Origin of the sequence: Halobacteriovorax sp. CON-3 (assembly GCF_043196995.1) — a bacterium.
Lineage (GTDB): Bacteria > Bdellovibrionota > Bacteriovoracia > Bacteriovoracales > Bacteriovoracaceae > Halobacteriovorax_A.
The window spans coordinates 801,535-824,381 of sequence record NZ_JBEBNA010000002.1; the positions used below are offsets into that span (position 1 = coordinate 801,535).

At 38.0% G+C, this 22,847-nt stretch carries 28 protein-coding genes; 18 read left to right on the forward strand and 10 right to left on the reverse strand.

The features are described from left to right. The first annotated feature begins 6 nt into the window (after positions 1-6). From ABMA72_RS14550 to ABMA72_RS14565, 4 genes are read left to right on the forward strand one after another with little or no spacing between them, the layout of a single operon-like run. A complete protein-coding gene (locus ABMA72_RS14550) occupies positions 7-780 on the forward strand; it encodes a phosphatase PAP2 family protein (RefSeq protein WP_392859702.1) in 774 nt (257 codons plus the stop codon). Beyond that, entirely contained in the window at positions 777-1,703 is a 927-nt protein-coding gene (locus ABMA72_RS14555; RefSeq protein WP_393057659.1) for a hypothetical protein, read from the forward strand. The genes ABMA72_RS14550 and ABMA72_RS14555 overlap by 4 nt, the downstream gene beginning before the upstream one ends. Further along, the gene (locus ABMA72_RS14560; protein WP_392859708.1) at positions 1,704-1,940 is read left to right on the forward strand and encodes a hypothetical protein; all 237 of its coding nucleotides are present in this window, start codon (positions 1,704-1,706) and stop codon (positions 1,938-1,940) included. Then, positions 1,925-2,713, forward strand: coding sequence for a hypothetical protein (locus ABMA72_RS14565; protein WP_393057661.1), 789 nt, complete (start codon positions 1,925-1,927; stop codon positions 2,711-2,713). The genes ABMA72_RS14560 and ABMA72_RS14565 overlap by 16 nt, the downstream gene beginning before the upstream one ends. Here the strand turns inward: ABMA72_RS14565 and ABMA72_RS14570 are convergent. The 8 genes from ABMA72_RS14570 to ABMA72_RS14605 all read right to left on the reverse strand — a co-directional run bounded on the left by ABMA72_RS14570 (position 2,691) and on the right by ABMA72_RS14605 (position 9,752). After that, positions 2,691-3,500: a hypothetical protein gene (locus tag ABMA72_RS14570; protein WP_392859713.1), complete on the reverse strand. Its 810-nt coding sequence runs from the start codon at positions 3,498-3,500 to the stop codon at positions 2,691-2,693. The two genes, ABMA72_RS14565 and ABMA72_RS14570, sit on opposite strands and share 23 nt — an antisense overlap. A 53-nt stretch (positions 3,501-3,553) precedes the next feature. Beyond that, positions 3,554-5,077 (reverse strand): hypothetical protein, encoded by a 1,524-nt coding sequence (locus tag ABMA72_RS14575; protein ID WP_392859716.1) that lies wholly within the window; start codon positions 5,075-5,077, stop codon positions 3,554-3,556. Positions 5,078-5,224: 147 nt separating this feature from the next. Further along, positions 5,225-5,812 carry a hypothetical protein gene (locus tag ABMA72_RS14580; RefSeq protein WP_392859719.1) on the reverse strand — a complete coding sequence of 196 codons (588 nt, stop codon included), beginning with the start codon at positions 5,810-5,812 and terminating at the stop codon, positions 5,225-5,227. 11 nt (positions 5,813-5,823) lie between these two features. Beyond that, positions 5,824-6,408, reverse strand: a complete 585-nt coding sequence (locus tag ABMA72_RS14585; RefSeq protein WP_393057663.1) for a hypothetical protein — start codon at positions 6,406-6,408, stop codon at positions 5,824-5,826. Positions 6,409-6,423: 15 nt separating this feature from the next. Then, positions 6,424-7,911, reverse strand: a complete 1,488-nt coding sequence (locus tag ABMA72_RS14590; protein WP_393057665.1) for a DUF4105 domain-containing protein — start codon at positions 7,909-7,911, stop codon at positions 6,424-6,426. Between the two features lie 96 nt (positions 7,912-8,007). Then, entirely contained in the window at positions 8,008-8,442 is a 435-nt protein-coding gene (locus tag ABMA72_RS14595; RefSeq protein WP_392859728.1) for a DUF5522 domain-containing protein, read from the reverse strand. After that, positions 8,442-9,173, reverse strand: a complete 732-nt coding sequence (locus ABMA72_RS14600; RefSeq protein ID WP_392859730.1) for a YebC/PmpR family DNA-binding transcriptional regulator — start codon at positions 9,171-9,173, stop codon at positions 8,442-8,444. Before ABMA72_RS14600 ends, ABMA72_RS14595 begins: the two co-directional genes overlap by 1 nt. A gap of 66 nt (positions 9,174-9,239) precedes the next feature. Further along, positions 9,240-9,752 (reverse strand): TlpA family protein disulfide reductase, encoded by a 513-nt coding sequence (locus ABMA72_RS14605; protein ID WP_393057667.1) that lies wholly within the window; start codon positions 9,750-9,752, stop codon positions 9,240-9,242. A gap of 137 nt (positions 9,753-9,889) precedes the next feature. Between ABMA72_RS14605 and ABMA72_RS14610 the strand changes: the two genes are divergently transcribed. Both ABMA72_RS14610 and ABMA72_RS14615 read left to right on the forward strand, forming a co-directional pair. After that, on the forward strand, positions 9,890-10,111 hold the full coding sequence (locus tag ABMA72_RS14610) for a SlyX family protein (RefSeq protein ID WP_392859736.1): 222 nt from the start codon (positions 9,890-9,892) through the stop codon (positions 10,109-10,111). Between the two features lie 6 nt (positions 10,112-10,117). Continuing rightward, on the forward strand, positions 10,118-11,605 hold the full coding sequence (locus ABMA72_RS14615; protein WP_393057669.1) for a YdiU family protein: 1,488 nt from the start codon (positions 10,118-10,120) through the stop codon (positions 11,603-11,605). Positions 11,606-11,616: 11 nt separating this feature from the next. Here ABMA72_RS14615 and ABMA72_RS14620 read toward each other — a convergent pair whose 3' ends face one another. Further along, a complete protein-coding gene (locus ABMA72_RS14620; protein WP_392859741.1) occupies positions 11,617-12,057 on the reverse strand; it encodes a DUF4430 domain-containing protein in 441 nt (146 codons plus the stop codon). A gap of 80 nt (positions 12,058-12,137) precedes the next feature. Here ABMA72_RS14620 and ABMA72_RS14625 point away from each other — a divergent pair, with 80 nt between their 5' ends. The 5 genes from ABMA72_RS14625 to ABMA72_RS14645 all read left to right on the forward strand — a co-directional run bounded on the left by ABMA72_RS14625 (position 12,138) and on the right by ABMA72_RS14645 (position 18,434). Next, positions 12,138-13,169: a serine/threonine protein kinase gene (locus tag ABMA72_RS14625; protein WP_392859743.1), complete on the forward strand. Its 1,032-nt coding sequence runs from the start codon at positions 12,138-12,140 to the stop codon at positions 13,167-13,169. Positions 13,170-13,243: 74 nt separating this feature from the next. Further along, positions 13,244-15,139: an acetate--CoA ligase gene (acs, locus tag ABMA72_RS14630; protein WP_392859745.1), complete on the forward strand. Its 1,896-nt coding sequence runs from the start codon at positions 13,244-13,246 to the stop codon at positions 15,137-15,139. A 27-nt stretch (positions 15,140-15,166) separates the two neighbouring features. Beyond that, positions 15,167-17,746, forward strand: a complete 2,580-nt coding sequence (locus tag ABMA72_RS14635) for a GAF domain-containing protein (protein ID WP_393057671.1) — start codon at positions 15,167-15,169, stop codon at positions 17,744-17,746. Then, a complete protein-coding gene (locus ABMA72_RS14640; protein WP_392859750.1) occupies positions 17,747-18,127 on the forward strand; it encodes a PleD family two-component system response regulator in 381 nt (126 codons plus the stop codon). Between the two features lie 7 nt (positions 18,128-18,134). Further along, the gene (locus ABMA72_RS14645; protein ID WP_392859753.1) at positions 18,135-18,434 is read left to right on the forward strand and encodes a hypothetical protein; all 300 of its coding nucleotides are present in this window, start codon (positions 18,135-18,137) and stop codon (positions 18,432-18,434) included. Between the two features lie 3 nt (positions 18,435-18,437). Here the strand turns inward: ABMA72_RS14645 and ABMA72_RS14650 are convergent, their stop codons facing one another. Continuing rightward, the gene (locus ABMA72_RS14650; protein WP_392859755.1) at positions 18,438-19,124 is read right to left on the reverse strand and encodes a response regulator transcription factor; all 687 of its coding nucleotides are present in this window, start codon (positions 19,122-19,124) and stop codon (positions 18,438-18,440) included. Between the two features lie 182 nt (positions 19,125-19,306). Here ABMA72_RS14650 and ABMA72_RS14655 point away from each other — a divergent pair, with 182 nt between their 5' ends. The 7 genes from ABMA72_RS14655 to ABMA72_RS14685 all read left to right on the forward strand — a co-directional run bounded on the left by ABMA72_RS14655 (position 19,307) and on the right by ABMA72_RS14685 (position 22,825). Then, positions 19,307-19,768, forward strand: coding sequence for a two-component system response regulator (locus ABMA72_RS14655; protein WP_393057673.1), 462 nt, complete (start codon positions 19,307-19,309; stop codon positions 19,766-19,768). Between the two features lie 9 nt (positions 19,769-19,777). Continuing rightward, positions 19,778-20,077, forward strand: a complete 300-nt coding sequence (locus tag ABMA72_RS14660; protein ID WP_392859760.1) for an Hpt domain-containing protein — start codon at positions 19,778-19,780, stop codon at positions 20,075-20,077. Positions 20,078-20,138: 61 nt separating this feature from the next. Continuing rightward, positions 20,139-21,173, forward strand: a complete 1,035-nt coding sequence (locus ABMA72_RS14665; RefSeq protein WP_393057675.1) for a fatty acid desaturase — start codon at positions 20,139-20,141, stop codon at positions 21,171-21,173. 25 nt (positions 21,174-21,198) lie between these two features. Beyond that, the gene (locus ABMA72_RS14670) at positions 21,199-21,750 is read left to right on the forward strand and encodes a hypothetical protein (RefSeq protein ID WP_393057677.1); all 552 of its coding nucleotides are present in this window, start codon (positions 21,199-21,201) and stop codon (positions 21,748-21,750) included. Beyond that, positions 21,740-22,063, forward strand: coding sequence for a hypothetical protein (locus ABMA72_RS14675; RefSeq protein ID WP_393057679.1), 324 nt, complete (start codon positions 21,740-21,742; stop codon positions 22,061-22,063). Before ABMA72_RS14670 ends, ABMA72_RS14675 begins: the two co-directional genes overlap by 11 nt. A 51-nt stretch (positions 22,064-22,114) precedes the next feature. Continuing rightward, positions 22,115-22,294: a hypothetical protein gene (locus tag ABMA72_RS14680; protein ID WP_392859770.1), complete on the forward strand. Its 180-nt coding sequence runs from the start codon at positions 22,115-22,117 to the stop codon at positions 22,292-22,294. Positions 22,295-22,420: 126 nt separating this feature from the next. Beyond that, positions 22,421-22,825, forward strand: a complete 405-nt coding sequence (locus tag ABMA72_RS14685) for a hypothetical protein (protein ID WP_393057681.1) — start codon at positions 22,421-22,423, stop codon at positions 22,823-22,825. Positions 22,826-22,847 lie beyond the last annotated feature (22 nt).

Genomic DNA, 22,847 nt, shown 5'->3' on the forward strand with positions numbered 1-22,847 from the left:
TAATAGATGTTAAAAGCATTTATTACTTTTCTATTTCTTACCTTAAGTACCCAGGCCTTTGTTGCTCCTTCTGAGCATATTAGAAAGTCTAAATGGGATATTTCTCCCATTCAAATTCAATTCATGTCGGCCTTCTTTGCTCTAGAGCTAATTACTTATTCGATTATTTCACCTTCCTTTGTTAAGACAGACTTTGAAGGGGGAGATTATGATTATAATGAAGATGACCTCTCTGTGCCGAAGTGGTTATATGAGTTGGGAAATCATGGCCCTGAGCTACTAACTGCCGGAATGTATGGTTACTATCTATTTGGTCGTGATGAGTTTGCCCTTGAAAAAGCATTTGTTTTTACTGAGTCGATGCTTATTTCCCAAGGGATAACATTTGGTATTAAGTATACTGCCAACAAAGAAAGGCCTGATAGCTCAAATTATCTTTCATTTCCAAGCGGTCACACAACTCATGCCTTCGCTGTAGGGATGTGGATGAGTAAGGATATCTTTAATAGTAAAAGATTTCATCGCAACTACTTAGTTGCCTCACTCCCTCTCGTTTACGCAACTTATATTGGGTGGAGTCGAATCGATGCAAAGAAACACAGCTTTCGAGATGTTTCTATGGGGGCATTTATAGGTGGTCTAACTAGTTATCTCATGTATGACTTTCACTTTGATGATAAAGGGCAATACCGCTTTAATAGTAAGAGCAATATTGTCGTTGCTCCTTCTGTTGATATTATCAATGAGCGCTATGCTCTAAGTTTTGGAATGATGTTATGAAGTATTTATTAGTTTATTTAATAGCATTCTCTGCTTTTGCGGTTAACCGCTTAGATTATTTGTATCGTTTCCCAGATAAGGGCAAGAGTGTTCTAACGTATTCGCTCTATTGGTCACTTGATGAAATGGAGTTTGATAATAGAAGTGCTGGGCTTGAAGAGTTCTTTGAGGTGGATCGCTCGGTTCTCGTTGCGGGCCTTGAATACCGCTATGCTTTCTCTGATAAATTCTTAGCGGCCTTTAGTACACATGCAGAAATAGCTGACTTTGAAACTCATCTTGAAAACGAACTGGATGAAGAGACTCCAGAGGAGAGTCCTTTTGGAATTTATGATCCTGCAATTGAGTTAAGATATCGCTTTATCGATAAGGATGAAGTGTTCTTTGATGTCAGCACAAAAGTTGTTTGGGGGGCGACAAACTCCGGGAAAACACCATTAAGTAGGACTGTTAGCCCATTTGATGGCCAGGACTATTATCAGATTAATGCGATAGCAGGTATTGATTTTAATACTTTCTACTTAATGAGCTATGTTGGTGCATTTTTTTATAATGGTGGTATTAATCAATTTGAATTTGGTAATGAAAATCTAAAGGCCGAGGATAGTCATCAAGTTGTCATTGGATTTCAAGGACAAATTGATCTTTCTCAATACTTCAAAGCAAGCTTAGGGATGTCGTTCTTATCTGCGGATACTTTCACTCTAACTGGGCAGTCGCAAAGAGTTAATGTTGAGAAATCAACTCAACAAAACTTTTTTCTTAAGTTTGATTATCTGAAATATGAAGATAGAATTGGAATACTAACTTTTAAAGTTAATCAAAGAATTGATCGCTACGACTTACAAGTTGATAATAGTGATCTCTATGTGGCGGATAATTCTTATTTAGACTTTATTTTTCAAGTGGAGAAGTGGTTTTAAATGAAATTCTTGCTTTGTTTTCTATTCTCCTTTCTATTTCTTTTGGGTTGTTCTGAATTTGTGATTCGAAGAAAACCGAATACTTGTCTGACGAGTAAAAAGTATCCCGAAGTTTACCAAGTTATGCGACAATGGGGATGGGATGTATGGCTAAAAGAAACTGGGATTGAAAATGCACCTACATTTCGCTACACAAACGATTCTAAGTGGAAGGAAGTTGAGTGTCCAAAAGAATAACTATTATCTCTCTTTTTTTATCATTATTCTTTCTTGCCAGTTGTAGCTACCGTGAAGTTATACTCAAGAAAGCACCGGATTTCTTAAGTGAAAAGATTGATGATTATCTCTCCCTTGATGACGAACAAGAAAAAGAATTACGTATCAAGGTAACAAATGCTTTCTTTGAGCATCATAAGGAAGTCCTTGAGTTAAAGAACCTCGTTGAAAATTATCAGGTTGAGAAAGACTCTCTTAAAGAAGCAATCGTTAAGGGATATCCTCCTTATGCCCGAATTATGAAGAAGGTTAATAAAATATCGATTGAAGTCTTATCAAACCTTAACTTTGAACAAAGGCAGAAGCTTGTAAAGAAGCGCATCGATGATCGTAAGGAATATGAAGAAAGCTATGAACAAAGAGGCGTCAAGCGTCTTGAGAATGTCTTTGGGAAGCTCTCTAGTAATCAAGTTAAGCTAGTTAATGACTTTGCAAAGGAGTATAAGAGTACTCGAGTGGAAGGTAGCAGCTGGCATCAGGACTTTATTAAGGCCTTGAATCTAAAAGAACAAAAAGCTTATCAAAACTTTTTAAAAAAGAATTTCCAAGATATTGTTTCTCTAAATGAAGTCTTAAAGCAAAATAAGACATTCTTTAAATTCTTTGATAAATTTTCAAAGACATTGAGTAAGGAGCAAATTACTCAATTCAATAAAAAGAGAAGGGACTTGCTAAATTGGATTGATCTTTATTTGAAAATCTATCAAGCACCTATAATTCGTAGCGCACCCTAGCCACTAGCGAATTATTTCCAAAATTTAATTCTCCTCCAACTTCAGCATCAAATACATCTGATGTTTCCTCCATATCAACTTTTAACTTAAAGGCCTCAAAGCCAAGGCCAACTGAAAATCTCTTGTAGAATTGATAATCAATAAATAGATTCGTTGCGATAATGCTTCCGGTATAATCTCCGATTTGAATATAGAAGATATTAAACTCATTTGAGAGAGTCCACTTTGGTGTAATCTTAACTTCTGATTTTAGCTGAAAAGTTGGCAGGGGTGCAATGAAATCACTTTGAGTTTGGGTTTTTCCTGTTTCTCCAATTGCAAACTTTAGAGGCATTATATAGAAACCAATACCGGTTGAGATATTGACCCTCTCATCTAGAAAGAAGGAATAAGAGTAGGCAAGTCGGATTATATCAAAGTTTAGGAGTGTATCGACAGATGTCCCAGCATTAATAATGATTTCATTATTATCTTTGTCCACATATTTTATGTCTTGATCGAGAACTCTTCGCGCACTTCTGTGCTGACTATACCAACCTGTTGATAAGGCGTGCCTCTTGTTCTTACTAAAGCGCCATTCATAACTTAAACGTACTGAAGATTGTGTATCATCAAGTCCAAGAGTGTCTTCGGTGCTTAAAATAAACGCCCCTAAGGATTTCTTTCCAACCTGTATTGTTGTGTCGTGATAGGTATAACCAAGTCCAAGAGAGAAGCGGTGAGTACTCCATTCTCCATAAGAAAATAGAGGGATAAATAAGAGGATGATTACTAAGGTTTTATACATAAAAACTCCTAAACTCTATCTTCTCAAGATAGAAGTTTAGGAGAAAGTTAATTTTAATCTATTCTGTATAGGATTTCGCTAATTTGTTTTTGATCTTCTTCTTTCGTAGGAGCATTATCTAAAATCGACTTAGCTTCTTCAAGCTGCTCCGCTGAAGCGTTAGGGTTCTCGAGTGTTTTACGAGCATTATCCTCTCTTTCAAGTCTTAGCAGACGCTCTTCCTTGAAGTCGATAATCTTCTTTCCTTCAGATAGGACTTCGTCATAAGAGATCCCTCCAGTCGGTCTTTGAGAAGGGGTTTGTGGTAAGAAAATATAATCTGTTCTTTTAAGCTTTAGTCTTTTACTTTGATAAACCATTGCCTTAGCAAAGGACTCAAATGCTTTTCGTGGAACGTAGTGCTCAGTATCTCTTTTTAAGATATAACGTAGTTGAGAGAGAGTTGAAGCATTTGTCCCATCTTTTGGAGCTTTGGAACTCATTGGTAAGTATGTTTGGTAATCAAAGATATTGCTAATTGCAAATTCATGGGCCCCTTTTATACCAATTGTTCTCATCGTATCATTTGATGTCGTTGTACAATTATAAAATGGCGTAATCTCAAGCCCTGCTTCGGTGCGTACACGGTGTAGTTGATCTTCAAAAATATCTCTTACTTTAAGCATATCTTCTTTTGAACGTGCATAACCAATTAGGGTATAAGTCGGCCTATAGTTAACCTGTCCTTGAATGAGGTGGCCATAGTAGCTCACAAGGTCTGTGTTACTAGCTAGAACTTCTTTTTCACCTTTAAAATAAAAGTTAAAAGTTTCACCCTTTATCGAGAGGTCATTTTGAACTTCTCCCATACCGATAGCAAAGTGTCCTGCAGCTGCCCCTGGCTCATCCCCTTGGCGGCCACTTAAAGTTACGATAAAGACATGGTCTCCTGGAGTTGCCTCATAATTATCACGATGTCTAATTGTTCCTCGAAATGGTTCTAGCGACTGTGAGTTCTTATTCTTTGGCATCTCTTTTAAGATATACTTCAGTGGATTCTTATTAAACTTTTCATTTGCTGGATATGGATTTTCTCCCACCGTAAAAAGGTCTGCAGGAATGATAGCATTGATGATAAAAGTATCATCTTGCATATGTCCTTGAGTATGAACTTTCTTATTTTCAAAGTAGTGGCGAGAAATGTAATCGAATTCACTTCCATAGATTTTTTTCGAACGGCCAAATTCCACGAGTTGATCATCAATATAATAGCGCCCATCTTTTGCTCTTGTGAGTGTTCCGATTCGGTCCTCAAGGTCGGCCACAACTCTTGGCATTTTATCGATTGCTAGTTTATCTCCTGATACCTCACCGTCAAATTCAAAGACGTAGGCCGGAGAGTTCTTTAGAACTTTATCCATGTACTTGTGATAACGTTTATCAAATTTAAGAGATAGGTCTTGCTCTTGTCCATCTACTTTAACAATAGCTCTTGCTTGTCCATCTTTATCATAGAGCTTACCGCGAAAGCTTTCGGCCTTAACGTTTGCGCTTAGAATTAGAGTGGCAAGAAGTCCCAAGCAGTAGACATTTTTCATTTCTCTCTCCTAATTTAGTTTTCGATACCTATATTAAGGAGCAATGATGGTGCCAATTAAGTGATGTGATTTAAGGGCCTTGGAAGAGGGAAGTGTCTAGAGATTAAACAATAGGCCCCTTGATAGGGCCTATTATTTAAACACTTATTAAAGTTGGTTGTTGATGTAGTTACGGATCTCTGACATCGACATCATATCATCCGCATCCATACAGAACTCACCACGTGCATCAGCTACGCGGATTTCATCTGCAACTTGCTCAACAGAAACCTTGTTTCCTGAAGATCTTCTATCGTTTAGGTCTTCAGTAAATTCTGCAAGAGTTGATCCTGTTACTTTTGGTGAAAGCTGAGCGTCTTGAATTAACTCAATCTGTCCTCTGAAGTTTCTCTTACTATCGTCAATTACACCTGTTGCAGCTAGTGTACTAGAAGAACCGTGGTAGACAGCGTGAGTTGATGATGAAAGGCCATCTTCAATGATATCAAGAGCGATTAAGTCGATAATGATATTATCAGAGTCTTCAAGTAGAGCAGTACCGGCAGCAATTGTTGTTGATGCAAGTTCAACACCACCATAAATTACTGCTACACCTGTTGTACTAAGTGCTGCTCCTGTTGCAAGAGCACTGTCTGAAGGTGCATTATTTCTTTCTTTGTATAGCTCAAGGCATGATGCTTGTGTTGAAGCTGCTAGTGAGCAAAGTAGCCCTAGGGCAATTAATGATTTTTTCATTGTTCTCTCCTTTATAGTTGTTCTTCGATATATTTTTGAATTTCATCTACTGTCATAAGATTTTCACTATCAAGACAGAATTCCATTCTTTCATTTGCTAATTGAATTTCACTGGCAACTTCGTTTACAGAAACTCTCTTATCCACTGGACGATTATCATTGATCTTTCCTGTCATCTCGATAATGTCACCACTGATAAGTTTAGGTGCTAGCTCAGATGCTTGGATAAGCTTCAGTTGTTTTCTATAGTCACTATCTTTGATGATTCCCATTGCTGCAGATGTACTAGATGCTCCGTAGTAAAGAGAGTCAACTGTCGATGAGACACCACCTTTAATTGATTTAGAAATCGTCAGTTCGCTAAGAGCACTATCTGGATGAAGGATTCCAACGGCACTTGTTGTTGATAGGCCTAGGGCAAATTCTCCTCCTGCTACAGTAACTCCTGAAATTGTTGAAGAAATACCGGCCATCGCTCCAATATCTTGATAGTCTGGTGCTCGATGATTTTCTTTATAAACTTCAAGGCATGATGCTTTAGCACTAATACCCATTAGAATTGATATAAGACATGTTAAAAGCATAATCTTTTTCATGATTTCTCCTATTTCTTACCATCTCGAATCGAGGAGGTAGAATCTCTTTTGATGATCTAATATTTTCTTATTAACTAATAAACCTTTGTAAGGGCGAGTGATGACCTTCTTTCTTCTCTTTGTGCTGTGGTCATGTCTCCACTTCGTGATGGCCTTGAGTGACTTTTCCTTGTTGATTTCTTTGATCTTAGAAAAGGCACCTTTTCCGTAAAACTCTTCAAGGCCTTTAATGATATCTTGTTCACACTTTGAATTATTACAAATTTCATAAAGAGCATCTGGGGCCTTTGTAATTCCGTGAAGCTCATCAAAGGAGACGGCCTTTGTTTCTTGAATCTGAGATGCATAGTATTTAAAAGCATCAAGATCTAGAGTTGCAATTTCATTAAGCTTTCTAAATTCATTTAAACTAAGTGCTTTTTGAAGCTTCTTAACTTGGTCTGTGTTGATATCGTATTGCAGATAAGTTTCATCTTTTAATTCGAGAATATTTGCTGCTTTATCCTTAAGTTCTCTTAGCGAGTGAATCTTAATAATAGGGTATGGGTTAATAAGTGCTCTTTGTAGATAGTCTGGAAGAGCAAGTGGAATACGTCCCTTAAATCCCATCTTCTTGTGATATGGGTAGCCAACTTGTTTTAAGAAGTTAACAAGTGCACCAGCACAATTATTAGAGAAGAATGTGTAATCTCCTAATTCGCTACTTTCAGGTAGTTCATATTTAACAGGAAAGACTTCTTCAACAGTTGTCTTAAAATTTGATGTTAAGTTATTTGGAACGGGAGTAAGTGCAAAGACCGATCCTGTACCAGAGCGCAGAGGAAGGATGCCGTAATTTCCTTCTCCATACTTCTGTGTTGAAAACTGGTTGAGCTCTTCAAGAGTTTCTTGTAGAACAGACTTCTGTGTTTCGACACGATGGTTAGTAACTTGTTCCCACTGATTTCTTAGTTGGTTAATTATATTCTTTCTAATTTCTTCATTTGAAATAATGATATAGCGATCAAGGTCACGTCTTTGTTTATTATTGTATTCATCCATAAACATACGTAGACTTTTTACTTGAGGAAAAACAGGGTAGCCGCCAAAGATTCCCTTAAAGTAGTTAAGCTTTAGGGTGTCGACATTTGCAACAAAGCTTAGAACCACGTCATCAGCTTCTGTTCCTACATTGTCCACAAAACGTAGCATGGTGTGGCCAAAACCACTTTCAATATTTGACCAAGAACTAGAAGCAATCACAAGCTCTAGGCCTATGATATTTCCATTCTCATAACGTTCAAATAGTCTTTTGAAAAAACGAGAGTTCTCATTAAGAAGATCTTGGTAATTTGCTCCCCAATTGATTTGGTTGGCCCTCTTCTCAAGTGCCTTTTCCTTACGACGCTCTTCCATACGTTCGCGCTGTCTTTTCTCAAAGTACGATTCGTCATGTCTAGCCTGAGCAGTCAGTGAGCTAAGAAGTGCCGTAAGCACTACTGAAAGTAGAGTCATCTTCTTCATATTTTCTCCATTTAATCTGTTTCAATATAAATTGATTACAGATCTTTCACAGAGAAATTGAAAAAAAGAAGAGCGTGTAAAAACAGTGAACAGTGTCTATATAACTGAATTTACTGTGTCGAGATCAAGTCCTTGCTCTTTAAATTGTTCTTTTAGATAGAGCTTCTTTGCCTGGACGCTACCTTTTTCGATCAGGCCAAAGATCTCACCCTTAAGTTCAACAAAGGCAAAATCACTTGAATTTGATTCTGAAATCGTGACTTTCTTAGGCTTGCTTCCACCAAAGGCCGATCCCATAAGTGCGGAGGCCACTGATTGTGATTGCTCTTGATTGGCATCTAAGATGGCCTGTGCTTTAGCAATTAAGTCGACAGTAACTTCTTGGCTTTGAATGCCGTGCTTATTTAAAGTAAAACCGTAAGGGCAGTGAAGACAGGCCGTCTTACAACAAGAGCCACGGTTTTTAAGGAATTGAGAGGTTTTCACCTCTCGTCCTTGTTCATTTGTATAGGTTAGTTTTGCTTTATCCATTATAAATTTTCGAAACGCTCATCAAATTGAATATTGTGGTAAACCTTTAGAACGTCTTCATCACTTTCAAGTCCATCCACCATCTTCATTATAGTTAAATACGTCTCATCATCAACTTCTTTGAATGTTTGTGGAATTTGTTCAAGAGTTGCCTCTTCTGGTGTAATCCCCATCTCTTCTAATTTCTTAGAAATTGAACCAAAGACTTCCATTGGACCTGTGATTGAAAAGTAGCCATCTTCCACTTCGATATCTTCTGCACCAGCATCAATCATCTCTAGTGTGAACTCGTCTTCATCAAGTTGTGCAACTGGAACTTCAAATAGGGCCTTTCTTGAAAAGACGTACTGAAGTGTTCCCGTTGTTCCAACTGAACCACCAGCTTTCTTGAAGTGAACTCTTACGTTAGCAATAGTACGAGTTGGATTATTTGTTGAGGCCTCAACGAATACCGCAACACCATTTGGCCCATAGCCTTCATAGTTGATTTCTTCGTATCCGTCGTCTTCTCCGCCAAGGCCTTTCTTAACGGCACGATCGATATTATCTTTTGGAACGTTATTTGCCTTACATTTATCAAGAGCAATTTTAAGGATAAAGTTTGAGCCTGGGTCGTCGCCACCTGATTTTACTGCTTTTGTTACTTCAAATAATAGCTTTGTATAAATCTGACTTTTTGCCTTATCAAGAGCGCCTTTCTTCTTGACGATATTGGCCCATTTTCTTCCCATAGAATCCTCGTTTTAAAAATAAAGTATTGTTAATAGTAGCTAGAGAGTGACTATTTGTCGAGAAAACTACTTCTTGGCAAGGTATTGTTCAGCGCGCCAGATCCCGATGAAGCTCAGTCCTGAACTCATGGAGTTGACATGAGGGCCTTCAAGGAGAATTGTTGTGGGAGTAGACTTAACATCAAGGGTTTTTACGGCATAGGGTGAAGAGATGAAACGAAACTCATAAGGGGATTGCCCAATGAATCGTCTGATTGTGGATTCATTTTCAAAGGAGTTAATGGCATAGATCTGATGGGCCGCAAGTTTTCCTTCTTGTACTGATTGATGAAGGCGCTTCATTTCAACCTTACATGGCCCACACCAAGTTGCCCAAAAGATGGCAAGGCTTCTGTTTTGCAAATCCTTACTTGGAAACTCGAGTTTTTTATTTGTGCGAAGATCTACATACTCTTTTGGAGTAAGAGTACTTCCTTCTTTTTTAAAGTTATTGAGTACAGCAGGGGCCTGCTTGTAAATAATAAACCCAACAAGAAGGATGGAGATGAAATTTGTGGCCGTATTCCACTTCTTTTTCATGGCAGTAATTGTACCATGTAACGGATTAGGAGTTATTAATAAAATCCTATTTTTTTTGACAGCTGTAAGCGCCCAAAACTACAGTATTCATCGACTAAGAAATAGACGCTAGTTGAGTAATGTAGTAGTTTATAGACATGAATAATGAAGAACTTGAAAAGAAATTAATCGCATTAGAAGAAAAGTTTTGTCACCAGGATCATTTACTTGGCCAACTAAACGAGGTTGTTACTAAACAAGAGTTTATCATTGATGAACTTGTGACTCATATTAGAAATCTCCTTGCTCACCAAGGAGATAGTTCGGGTGAGCAGATGACTCTTGAGAATCTTAAAGATTTCAAACCACCACATTACTAGGTACTTATGATTAAATTAGAAGCTGCATATAAGGGACTGCGTGAGTATAAAGACCTCACTGGTCGTCCACAACAAACTCCTGGAGCGCACTTTAGTCGTGTCACTCCTGAAAAGTCTCCCGCTCCTAAAGAGCTTTGCTGGTCAAATGATCTTGCGAAGGCAATGGGAATTAATGAGACAGACAAACAGAGTTGGTTAAGGCTTCTTAGTGGTAACCAAGAAGAGTACCATACCACTCCGGTGGCAACTCGCTACGGAGGACATCAATTTGGTCACTGGGCCGGTCAACTAGGTGATGGCCGCGCCATGACTCTAGGGCTTTATGAAGGTCTTGAGATTCAATTAAAAGGTGCCGGACTTACTCCTTATTCAAGAGGAGCTGATGGCAAGGCCGTTCTTCGCTCATCTTTAAGAGAATATATTTGTTCGGAGGCCATGTTTAATTTAGGCGTTCCAACAACTCGAGCACTATGCCTTGTTGAAACAGGTGAGCAAGTCTTACGTGATATGTTCTATGATGGAAACGCTGCCTATGAAAAAGGTGCTATCTGTACTCGCGTTGCTCCAAGCTTTTTGCGCTTTGGCCACTATCAAATCCATGCGGCCAATCATGAGTTGGAGGAGCTAACAGAGCTTGTTAACTTCACCATTGATAATTACTTTCCGGGCATGAGCATCGAGGAGATGTTTAAAGAAGTCACTCGTCGAACAGCTTTTTTAATGAGCGAGTGGATGCGTGTGGGCTTTGTTCATGGCGTGATGAATACTGATAACCTTTCGATGCTAGGCCTTACAATAGACTATGGGCCATATGGTTGGCTTGATCGCTTTGATCCAAATTGGACACCAAATACAACGGACTTTAGAGAAAGACGCTACCGTTTTATTAATCAAGTAAGTATTGCTTATTGGAATCTTGCGCAACTTAAAGAGGCCCTGCAGACAGTATGTCTTGAAAGCTTAGATGAAGTTCTTGATCAATTTCCAGAATACTTTCACAGCTTCTATCAGGAGAGTGTGGCCAAGAAGTTGGGGCTTAAAACTTGTACGCGTGAATTTATCGATGAGCTCTTTGACTTAAAATATGAATTGCAGGCCGACATGACTCTCTTTTATCGAACTCTCATGAGTGTGATGGAAGGTAAGGAAGTCTCTTGGCAAGATGCCTTCTATAAGGACTTAAGTGATGTCGATAATGCACGAATTAATACTTGGGTAACGAAGTGGCAACGAGAGCAGAAGCTTCAAAGAGTCGATCCAATGATTGCTTTTGGTGTTATGAACGAAGCCAATCCTGTCTTTATTCCACGTAATTATATTGTGCAGATGGTTTTAGATGATTTAGAAAAAGGGGATGAAACATCTCTTCGAAATCTTGAAAAGGCCATTGCTAATCCATATGAGTTAAATGAATTCACAAGACCTTTTCTTGTTAAGGCCCCTGATTGGTCGACATCAAGGCCAGGTTGCTCGACACTAAGTTGTTCGAGCTAATTGCAGCGAGCTTAGTGGCAAAATTGTGAAGGGGCGCGCTTCCAAGTTGGCTCGCATTGAGTTAGCCATTCACCACTATCGTAGTGAGCATAGCCAAACCACCACATCACGTGGTCTCCGTTTCCTAGTGGTACTTCATCTGGATATACTTCTGGGCTTTGGCCATTAACAGAATAGCACCAACCGTGAGCATTCATTTGTGTATCACTTAAGACTTCCATGGCATCAAGTCCTGTTGGCGTATCAAAGATCGAGTTCATCGCCCTTTGAGTTCCTTTGTAGGCAATACCAAAATTATTAAGAAGATCAATCGTAGCACTTCCGACAGTTGAACCATTTTTTAGCTGCATCTCTGTTTTAAAGAGTGCACCTCTTTTACAAGGGCCTACAAACTCAAAAGTTGCGGCAAAGCTAAAAGTTGAAATAAGTGCTAAAAGTGCAAATTTGTACATAATCTCTCCTAAGTATAACGCTTTCTAACACCCTAGGTTTTCATTGCCATGGCACTGTGCGCAAGCATATGATTTTTTACATGAGTGATTATGTATGGGGTAGTGAAGAGACCCAATATTTCTTCCAATTAAATCCAGAGGCAATTTTAGATGCTATTGATGCAGTTGGTTTCAAGACGACGGGGCGCTGTTTACCGTTAAATAGTATTGAAAACCGTGTCTATGAGATCGAGGTGGATCGCCCTGAGGCCGAGATTAACTCCCCAAGTGACCATTTTATTGTGGCCAAATTTTATCGTCCAGGGCGCTGGACGAAGGATCAGATCATCGATGAGCACAATTTCATAAAGGATCTTAATGATGCGGAGATTCCTGTAATCGCTCCACTTGAAATTGATGGCACAACTCTATTTGAGATGCCAAATCACAAGATCTTCTATTGCCTCTATGAAAAGAGAGGGGGCAGAAACCCAGAAGAGATGAATATCGAGCAGCTTGAAATCATGGGGCGTTCTCTGGCCCGTATTCATAGTGTTGGTGCCTTAAAGAGCGCTGATCATAGAATTAAGCTCACTCCTGAAACATACGGAGTCGCCAATTTAAAATTTCTTGCTTCAACAAATTATATTCCAACAGATATTCGCGAGCACTTCATTACGATTTGTGAGCAAATTATTAGTGAGTCTAAGCCACTATTTGAAAATGTAAATTATCAAAGAGTCCACGGTGACTTTCATAAAGGAAATATCATCTTAAGAGGTGATGACTCATTCTTTGTGGACTTTGACGATATGGTGATGGGGCCAGTGGTTCAAGATGTTTGGCCTATTTGCCCTGGAGATGATCAACAATCCGTCATTGATCGCAATATCTTTCTAGAAGCCTATGATAGCATTCGCTCATTTCCTTATGAGCAACTTAAGCTTATTCCTTCACTACGAGCTCTAAGACTAATTCACTTTAGTGCATGGATTGCTAAGAGGTGGGATGATCCATCATTCAAGTATACTTTTGGCTATTTTGAATCACCAAACTACTGGTATGGGCAAATGAATGATTTAAGGGCCTTACTATCTAAGATAATAGAAGTTAAGAATCCTTACCAGTACTAGACGTATCTTAAAAGTTGCGAGAAAATTTACCTCTATCATAATAAATTAATAAGTAATTTAGCGAGGTAATGAATATGGATATTCGTTTAAAAACTTTCGAGGAATATGAAGCTGCCTATGAGCAGGCCAAGAATAACCCATCAGAATACTGGGGATCAATTGCAGAAAATTTTCAATTCTCAAAAAAATGGGATGAAGTCACTCTAGGTAATTTTAAAGACGGCGATATCCGCTGGTTTCATGGAGCGAAATTAAATATTACTGAAAATTGTCTTGATCGCCATCTTGCGACTCGTGGTGATAAGAAGGCGATGGTCTTTGTTGCCAACGATCCGAATGAAGCAAACCAAGAATTTACATATAAAGAACTTCACGCTCAAGTTTGTAAAACAGCAAATATGCTGGAAGGACTTGGCGTAAAAAAAGGTGACCGCGTTTGCATTTATATGTCGATGGTTCCTGAGCTAATGTTTACAGTTCTTGCCTGTGCAAGAATTGGTGCAATTCACTCTGTCGTTTTTGGTGGCTTTTCTGCCCAAGCTCTTGCGGGAAGAGTTGAAGATGCTCAATGTAGTGTTCTTGTGACAAACGATGGTGGACTTCGTGGAACGAAAGTGACTGAGCTTAAGTCAATCGTTGATGAAGCACTAGAAGATAAGGCCTGCAAAAGCGTAAAGAACGTCATTGTTCACAAGCGTGCAGGAAATGACGTCGTGATGAAAGAAGGACGCGATGTTTGGTGGCATGAGCTTTTTGATAAAGCATCAGACAAGCACGAAGCTCCACAACATGACGCCGAAGATCCATTATTCATTCTTTATACGTCTGGATCAACTGGAACACCTAAGGGTGTTCTTCATACACAAGCTGGTTACATGGTTTGGGCAGCATATACTTTTGCCAATGTTTTCCAAGTGGATGAACAGGATATGTATTGGTGTACCGCCGATATTGGTTGGATCACTGGTCACACTTATATTACTTATGGGCCACTTTTAAATGGTGCCACGACAATGATGTTTGAAGGTGTTCCTACATATCCAGATGCGGGACGTTTCTGGGACATCGTAGAAAAAAATAAGGTAACACATTTCTATACAGCACCAACTGCTGTTCGTGCCCTTATGGCCGCTGGAGATGATGTTCCGGCCAAGTACGACCTTTCAAGCCTGAAGGTTCTTGGTTCAGTAGGTGAGCCAATTAATGCAGAAGCTTGGCACTGGTATAATGAATTTATTGGAAAGAAGAAATGTCCAATTGTTGATACTTGGTGGCAGACAGAAACAGGTGGGATTTTGATTTCTCCACTAGCAGGGCTTACAAAAACAAAACCATGTAAGGCAACTCTTCCTCTTCCGGGAATCGTTCCTGTTCTCGTTGATGATAATGGGCATGAGATTGGTGAAACGATGGCCGAAGGAAAGCTTTGTATTAAGTATCCGTGGCCTGGAATGCTACGTACGGTTTATAAGAATCATGAGCGTTTTATGAATGCTTATCTAAGAACATATAAAGGTTATTACTTCTCTGGTGATGGCGCAAAACGTGACGTTGAAGGCTACTTTAGAATCACTGGACGTGTGGACGATGTTATCAATGTTTCAGGACACCGTTTTGGAACGGCCGAAATTGAAAATGCTATTGGAAAGAATCATGCCATCGCTGAAAGTGCGGTTGTAGGTTACCCTCACGACGTTAAAGGTGAAGGTATCTATGCTTACGTTGTCACCGACCTTACTGATGAAGCCGAAGTAACGAAGCTTATTAATGCAACAGTCGTAAAAGAAATCGGCGCAGTTGCTCGCCCTGATAAAATTCAAATTGTTTCGGGGCTACCAAAGACACGTTCGGGAAAAATTATGCGTCGAATTCTTAGAAAGATTGCGGCCCATGACTTTAATAATTTTGGAGATACTTCAACACTTCTTGACCCATCAGTGGTTGAAGAAATTAAGAATGGTGTGAAGTAGAGCAGTATTTTTTAAGAAAGTAGAAAAATGATAACGGCCAAAGAAACAAAGAATGAGAAAGAAAGACTATCGTTACTAGAGTCTTTGAAAATACTAGATACACAAGATGAAGATGTTTTTGATAATATCACTCAGTTAGCTTCTGAAATAACGAATGCTCCAACCGCCTTACTTTCCTTTGTCGATAAGGAAAGGCAGTGGTTTAAATCAAAAGTTGGGATCGATATTTGTGAAACGCAACGTAAGTTATCTTTTTGTGCTCATGCAATTCACTCAAGTGAACCTTTGATTGTGGAAGACGCTAGAGTTGATGATCGCTTTAAAGATAATCCTCTTGTTTGCGATGGCCCTAAAGTTGTCTTCTACGCTGGTTTTCCTCTTGAGATATTAGATGGGCACCGCTTAGGTACACTATGTATTATCGATACAAAACCTCGAAGCTTAGATGATTCTCAGATTTCGATGTTAAAGACTTTGGCCAATCAAATATGCCAACTCCTAAGACTTAGAAGTGACTTAAATAATGTCAGTAAATTCTCTCTTATGATGGAGGAGATTCAACGTTTGAATCTTGCTTCAACAGGTGATCCATTCGACTTTTTTCCAAGTTTCTTATCAAGGGGAGTGGATGTTCTTGATTTAGAGTACGGTATCATTAGTCATATTAACGATGGTATTTATCATGTTGTGGAAGTTGTTGGGCCTGATAATCAAATAGAGAAGGGTTTTGAAGCAAATATTGCGGATACGTATTGTGATCAAGTCATAAAAAAGAACAAGACAATTGTTTTTGAAAATGTTGGTGAAGATGAGCAAATGTGTGCTCACCCTGTCTACGTAAATATGAAACTTGAATCCTTTATTGGGACACCAATACGAGTTAATAATGAAATCTATGGAACGTTAAATTATTCATCACGTATTATAAAGAAAAGAGGCTTCAGTAAGGAAGAGATAAGGTTTGTTGAAATTTTATCACAACTTATTTCTAAGAAAATTGAAGTTTGGAACGCATTAAAAGAAAGAGAGAAGGCATTTTCTGAGCTGCAAGGAAGCTTGAATGAATTCCAAACACTATCTGAACTACTCCCTGTTGGTGTCTTCTTAACAACAGAAGATGGTTTGGCCCGATATCAGAATAGACGTTGGCTCGAATATGCAGGGATGACAAAAGAAGAGGCCCTTGGTGAAGGTTGGATTAAGGCAATTTATGCTGAACAAAGGCAAGAGGTTGGTAAGAAGTGGGCACAAGCAGCTGCAAACTCTAAAGAATTTGATCTCGATATTAAATTTTGTAATGTAAAGACAGGTGAAATAACTTTCACAAAAACAATTGCAACCCCTTTAAGAAATAACGATGGTCAAGTTTATGGCCATATTGGTGTTAATCTCGATACGACTAAACAACTAGAGTATGAAAAAAGCCTAAGAGATGCAACAAAGAGTGCGCAGGAGGCTTCAAAGGCAAAGTCTTTATTCTTGGCGAATATGAGCCATGAAATCAGAACTCCACTTAACTCAATTGTTGGCTTTTCTGATCTTCTATCGAAGGCCGATATTTCAAATGAGTATGTCGAATATGCTAGTTCTCTTAAAAGCTCTAGTGAGGTTTTATTAAATCTTGTAAATGATATTTTAGATATTTCAAAAATTGAAGCCTCGGCCATCTCTCTTGATAAAAGAACTTTTAACTTAAAAGACTTATTAATAGAAGTGATGGATATCTTTACATGGCCGGCCAAGAAGAAAAATATTTCCCTCTCTTATTCTATCGAAGAGAGCTTAGCTCACTTTTTCATCGGCGATTCTTCTCGAATCATGCAAATCTTAATTAACCTAATTAGTAATGCTATTAAGTTTACTGACGAGGGAAGTATTCTTGTTAAAGTCCAAGAAAATACAAGCGCCGATCTTCCTGGGAACTTAATTATTAATGTCATTGATTCTGGTATTGGTATCCCGGAAGATGTGAAAGATAATATTTTCAAGGCATTTGACCAAGGGAAGAAATCGACAACTCGAGAGCATGGTGGCACAGGCCTAGGGCTGGCCATTACTAAAGAGTTAGTGGAGTTAATGGGAGGAAGTATCCATGTTAAAAGTAGGGAAGGCATCGGTAGCGAATTTGTGATTTCCTTAGCGCTTGAGGTTGAAAAAAATCAGCAAGCACCTTTAGTTCAAAATGAAGGCCCTAATAAGGAAGAAAAATTAGACGCTAGTGAACTTAAGATACTTCTCGTCGATGATGCTATTAATAATCGTAATTTGATTAAGGTTTATTTAAAAAATGAGAATGCGACTATTATCGAAGCCGAAAATGGCCAAGAAGCATTTGATCTTTATAAGAAAGAGAATAACTTTGATATAATCTTAATGGATTTACAAATGCCTATCATGGATGGCTTTGAGGCGATTGAAAAGATTAGAGACTTAGAAAGAAGCGAGAATATTGGTCGAGCTTCTATTATTGCCTTAACAGCTTATGCCTTAAAAGAAGATAAGGAGCGTTGTTTTGAAATTGGATGTGATGAATATTTAATTAAGCCAGTAAAAAAAGATGGTGTCATAAAGCTGATTAATAAAGTGCTTGCAAGCAAAGGAGAGTAAGTGGATTTTTCAGGTAAGAGTATACTTGTTGTTGATGACGATAATCGATTCATTAAGATCGTAAAGAAACACTTAGAAGGCTTTGGCTTTGAGGTTCCTTCATCTAATAACTTAACAGAAGCATATGAATATCTTGATGAAAATTTACCGGATCTCATCTTACTCGATTTAAATATGTCTAGTGAGTTTGGTGGAGAGTTTTTAGTTCTTCGAAATAGAAATGAGCGCTTAAAAGAAGTGCCTGTTTGTATTTGTTCTGCAAACCCAGATTATTCGATTGCTAAATCTGTCATTGAGATGGGTGTCGACGACTATATCGTAAAGCCTTTTGATAATGAGTTATTAATGAATAAAGTTGCAACCATTTTGAATAATAATTAGGTGCCTTTTGAAGTTCACGAGACCGGTTATCGATAAAGATTTAATAGAAATTATTCCTGACTTTATCACAAATACAGTCGTTGATTTTAAAGAGTTTCAATCTTGTTATCGTGTCAAAGATTACAATGGCATGAGTAGAGTGTGTCACCGAATTTTAGGTAGTGCTAAATCATATGGTTTTGATCAGCTAGATGAAATTGTCAGGGAGCTAAAGAAGCATGTTGACTCTGGTGATTTTGAGAAAACTGTAGAAATAAATGAAGTTTTTAAAAGCTACGTGAACTTCTTGTTGGCCAATTTTAATTAGTCGCTATTTTTTATATTCTGATAATGAGTATCCAAGATTGAAGTGCGTTCTTATGAAGTGAGAGTTTGATTTTACTTTCTTTCTTAAGTTACTAATGTGATGATCGATCGTTCGATCTGTTACATCTAATTTATTACCCCAGACATTATCAAGTAATCCCTCTCTTGAATGAATGACTTCAGGAGATTTAGCAAAGAATAGTAAGAGGTTAAACTCAAGCGTTGAAAGAAGAATGTCCTCATGGCCCTGCTGGCCCTTCATGACTAAAGTACGACTTTGTAGATTAAATACCAAGTCACCTAAAGAGAGAGTATCTGAAGACTTATTATTTTTTTGTACTTTTGCCCTAATTCTTGCAAATAACTCTAATGGCTCAAAAGGTTTTTCAATATAGTCATCAACACCAAATTGAAAGGCCTTGAGTTTCATTACTAAGTCTGTGTTTTGGCTGATGATAAATACTGGGATATTATATTTCGTAAAGATATCCCTTTGCTCAACGAAGTAGTTAAGCCCATCACTTTCTTCCAAGTGTATATCGATAATGACGATATCGATCTTATTCTCTTCAAGAGTTTGTTGTACTGCTTCTGTGGATTCAAGATAATGAAGATTCTCGTCACTATTTAAGTAAACTTTCATGAGATTATAGATTCTTATATCATCATCAATTAATAGATAATTCTTCACTCGGCCTTCTTTCTTGGGTGCAATCTTTTCCTATTATACCAAAAAACTTTAAGAATAGAATCATAAAACAAGCTTTATCTTGTTGATATTATTGACTTGTTAGCGGGGCCTAATAAGTTCGTCACATTGGGGTCATAGCTTAGATGTAGTATTTAACTCAAGCCTAATCATGGAGAGTTTTAATGGCAAAAGAATTAAGCTTTGAGCAAAGATCAAGAGCACTACAAAATAACAATAAGAATAAGATTCGATGTCATCAGAAGAGAATTGTGATTCTCGATGATTGCCCAAGAATCACAAATTATTTGCGCCCAATTCTGGAGCCTGACCTTCAGTTTGATGTCGTAACATTCAATGATGAGTTTGAAGCTGTTAAGTATATCTCTCAAAATGAGGTGGATCTTGTGATCTTGGACATTAATCTAGGGGAGTCAAACGGGATGAGTATAAGAAGAGTGATAAAGTCATTAAATGACTCAGATATTCAATTCATATTTATTTCTCAAGACAAGAATTATCGTGCCCTAATTGAAGGTATTGGCACTGATTTCCCAATGTTCATCCAAAAGCCAATTGCAAGCTCGATATTAAAGAAAACAGTTTATAACTGCTTGTATAAAGACTCATATTTGAATTTGGTCTAGGAGGATTTTATGATTTTTGTAAAAGCAGATATTGACCCTGAATTAGTGAGCTTAATTCCTGATTTTATCAAGTACACCTTACTAGACTATGAGAAGCTATCCTCTTTCTATAAACTTAATGATATCGGGGGAATGAGTAGCGTTTGTCATACGATCTTGGGCTCGGCAAAGTCCTATGGCTTTTTTCAACTGGATCAAATCGTATTTAATTTACAAAAAGCTCTAAAAGATGGGGATGAAGACTCATTGCAAAAATGGTTTGAAACCTTAAGTCGCTATGCTGAGTTTTTGAAAGAGCAATATTGTTAAATTAGGTTAAGTTTTCACTACCTATCTTATCGATACTTTTCTCATATGCTAGAAAAGTATAATGAGAGAGGTAATATCTAAAAGAGATGACATTCAGCTAATGAAGGAGATCTTAAAGAATCACCACACCCTAAACAAGGGTAGGGTTTGGTTTGATCTACTTATTAACGCTCTTATTGGATGGAGTGCTTTCTTCTACACATGTTTCCATTTTAATATCTTCACTTTAATTGTTGCGATTTTCTTTATCTATCGTGGAACAATCTTAGTTCATGAGGTGAGTCATATCGCAAAGAAGATTAAAGGGTATCGTACGGCCTTTAATATTCTCTTTGGTTGGCCTAACGCTTATCCAGTCTATCTAGGAGATGCCCATCTCTTTCACCACGGTAAGAAAACTTATGGTACCAAGAGAGATCCAGAATATAAGTATATTTCAGAGTTTAGCTTTCTTACTTTATCAAGACCTCTTATGGCATCAGTTGCACTGCCTATCGTGCAGGTCATTCGCTTTGGGGTGTTTCCATTTGTTTATCCATTCTTAACTAGGGAACAGAAGGTCTGGGTTTATCAAAATATGTCCACCCTCGCTTTTTCTATGGATTATAAGAGACCAATTCGTAACGAAGAAAAAGAGGTTGCCCGTATGGTTAGAAATGACCTTATGTGTGTACTCTATAAGGCCATTATTGGGGCCCTAATTTTTTCTGAAATCCTTCCCATGCGTACGATATGGATTTGGTTTGCAATTGTGGTGATCTCTTCAACGCTAAATATGTATCGCGCACTCTTCAATCATCTCTATACTAATGAGAAACTAGAGCCTATGAGTTGGGAAGAACATCTCTTAGACACTGTGACAATAGAGTCGGGACTTAGTTCATTTTTTATTTTTGTTAATGGACTTAATTACCATGCCATCCACCATCTCTTTCCTGAGCTTCCATATACAAATTTGGCCGCCGCTCACAGAGAGTTGATGGAGAAGCTTCCACCAGATCATATTTATAAATGCAATACGTACTCTAGTATTTTCCATGTTTTAGTGACGTCAATTTCCATACAGAGATTTAACAAAGAAATGATTAGGCCATAGCTCAAGCTAAGTGTATAATGTGTGGATGAAACGATTTCTTGTCTTATTAATTTTAATTTCTTCATTTATTAGTTGTTCTAAACCAACTCCAGAGGAAACGGTTGAGAGCGTGATTCGTGAAACTTTCTCGGTCAATTTTGAAGAAACGTTCAATTACTATGACCCAGGCTTTGGAAATCAGCAGCAAATTGCTGACTATCGTGGCTTCGTAAAAGATGTTGTGACATGGGAAAAGAATATCAAAAAGACTAAGAAGGAAGTTCTCTCGGCCATTCAGGGCCTACTTTCATTTAAGGTCGTAGACGTGAAAAAAGAGGGAAGTCGCGCAACTGTTAGAACGATTATTATCGTGCCAGAGTTTGATAATAAATTCGATATGCAGATTGCCTTGTTAAAGCTAACAAGACCTCCACTTGTCTCAAATCGTCCCCAAACAAATGCGACGATTATGAAGAATATCAACGATGGCCAATATACACTTAAGCCAGTTGAAGTCGTATTTAGTTTAATGAAAAAAGATAAGTGGCGCGTAACAGGGGTCACAAATATAAGAGGACTATGGCGCTTTGAAAATTAAGCAAATAATCCTATTCATCTGGTTCTTCCTATTAGGAAGTATCGCAAGTGCTGCTTCAACACAGATTGATTTTGAAGATAGTGCCAAGATCTTTTTGGACTTTAATCAAGAGGCCAGCTCATCAATTGAAAATCACACCAGAACACCTGAGCTTAAGTCTTTAGAAGACTTACCTGATGAGTACTTACATCTAATTCATCTCGATAATGACCTAAGAGCACCTTCTTATGGTCGACTTTCAAACACACAACCAATACTTGTCACAAGTCTATTTTTTGGCATTCACTCTGGGCTCAGCCCACCATTGTCATAGATCAATTATCACAATTTAAAAATTATTTGATTTAAAAACAATGGAGGATGTATGGAAAACGCATCAGTAGATACTTCTGTAGAAGTAAAGAAATTTGATTATGAAGGTAAAGTTAGACAACATGATAATAATGAGCAAGAGCAGGGAAGTGTTTGGGGTTTCTATTTATGTGTGGCCCTTTTTCTAGCAATCTTTTTTGCTGTTATCATCGTTCAAATGTATTCTCTATAATTTCATATACTTAAGGGGGCAATGCCCCCTTGTTTAAAATCTAATCACCATAATATTTCTTACCACCCTTATATAATCTCATGTCGATTTCTGATAGATTCAAAAAAAAATCTGATGAGGTTCACTATGAAAATTACACTAGTCGCATTACTTGCTCTTATTTCTTTTAATTCATCTGCCGCCAAATTAGCGGGTAATTATGAAAGCTCTAGCGGATGCTCTGTTAGCATCGAGTGTGAGGAGGGATATTGCCATGCAACTGTTGAAAAAGGTGAGAAGTCTCTTACTCTTGAAGGTGAGTTAGACATAGATAAGTCAGATGAATTTAGATTATATCGTCAGTACACAGGTGTTGAAAAACGCTGGTTTCATGATGATGAGTATACTGGCTTTAATGACCTTGTTTTAGAGAAGCAGAGAAATGGAAAGTTTATGGTTGATTCACTTTCCTCAAAATACAATCTCTTTCCACACTTTCCAAAGAAAGAGAGAAATATCATCGTTTGTAAAAATCTAGTAAGAGTCGAATAAAAAAAGGGCCAGAATCTGGCCC

Coding starts and splice junctions, on each gene's coding strand:
- ABMA72_RS14550 (WP_392859702.1), top strand. CDS start 7: ATGTTAAAAGCATTTATTACTTTTCTATTTCTTACCTTAAGTACCCAG.
- ABMA72_RS14660 (WP_392859760.1), top strand. CDS start 19,778: ATGATTTTTGTAAAAGCAGATATTGACCCTGAATTAGTGAGCTTAATT.
- ABMA72_RS14680 (WP_392859770.1), top strand. CDS start 22,115: ATGGAAAACGCATCAGTAGATACTTCTGTAGAAGTAAAGAAATTTGAT.
- ABMA72_RS14620 (WP_392859741.1), bottom strand. CDS start 12,057: ATGTACAAATTTGCACTTTTAGCACTTATTTCAACTTTTAGCTTTGCC.
- ABMA72_RS14615 (WP_393057669.1), top strand. CDS start 10,118: ATGATTAAATTAGAAGCTGCATATAAGGGACTGCGTGAGTATAAAGAC.
- ABMA72_RS14590 (WP_393057665.1), bottom strand. CDS start 7,911: ATGAAGAAGATGACTCTACTTTCAGTAGTGCTTACGGCACTTCTTAGC.
- ABMA72_RS14585 (WP_393057663.1), bottom strand. CDS start 6,408: ATGAAAAAGATTATGCTTTTAACATGTCTTATATCAATTCTAATGGGT.
- ABMA72_RS14570 (WP_392859713.1), bottom strand. CDS start 3,500: ATGTATAAAACCTTAGTAATCATCCTCTTATTTATCCCTCTATTTTCT.
- ABMA72_RS14560 (WP_392859708.1), top strand. CDS start 1,704: ATGAAATTCTTGCTTTGTTTTCTATTCTCCTTTCTATTTCTTTTGGGT.
- ABMA72_RS14575 (WP_392859716.1), bottom strand. CDS start 5,077: ATGAAAAATGTCTACTGCTTGGGACTTCTTGCCACTCTAATTCTAAGC.
- acs (WP_392859745.1), top strand. CDS start 13,244: ATGGATATTCGTTTAAAAACTTTCGAGGAATATGAAGCTGCCTATGAG.
- ABMA72_RS14595 (WP_392859728.1), bottom strand. CDS start 8,442: ATGGATAAAGCAAAACTAACCTATACAAATGAACAAGGACGAGAGGTG.
- ABMA72_RS14600 (WP_392859730.1), bottom strand. CDS start 9,173: ATGGGAAGAAAATGGGCCAATATCGTCAAGAAGAAAGGCGCTCTTGAT.
- ABMA72_RS14610 (WP_392859736.1), top strand. CDS start 9,890: ATGAATAATGAAGAACTTGAAAAGAAATTAATCGCATTAGAAGAAAAG.
- ABMA72_RS14655 (WP_393057673.1), top strand. CDS start 19,307: ATGGCAAAAGAATTAAGCTTTGAGCAAAGATCAAGAGCACTACAAAAT.
- ABMA72_RS14635 (WP_393057671.1), top strand. CDS start 15,167: ATGATAACGGCCAAAGAAACAAAGAATGAGAAAGAAAGACTATCGTTA.
- ABMA72_RS14625 (WP_392859743.1), top strand. CDS start 12,138: ATGAGTGATTATGTATGGGGTAGTGAAGAGACCCAATATTTCTTCCAA.
- ABMA72_RS14670 (WP_393057677.1), top strand. CDS start 21,199: ATGAAACGATTTCTTGTCTTATTAATTTTAATTTCTTCATTTATTAGT.
- ABMA72_RS14685 (WP_393057681.1), top strand. CDS start 22,421: ATGAAAATTACACTAGTCGCATTACTTGCTCTTATTTCTTTTAATTCA.
- ABMA72_RS14605 (WP_393057667.1), bottom strand. CDS start 9,752: ATGAAAAAGAAGTGGAATACGGCCACAAATTTCATCTCCATCCTTCTT.
- ABMA72_RS14665 (WP_393057675.1), top strand. CDS start 20,139: ATGAGAGAGGTAATATCTAAAAGAGATGACATTCAGCTAATGAAGGAG.
- ABMA72_RS14555 (WP_393057659.1), top strand. CDS start 777: ATGAAGTATTTATTAGTTTATTTAATAGCATTCTCTGCTTTTGCGGTT.
- ABMA72_RS14580 (WP_392859719.1), bottom strand. CDS start 5,812: ATGAAAAAATCATTAATTGCCCTAGGGCTACTTTGCTCACTAGCAGCT.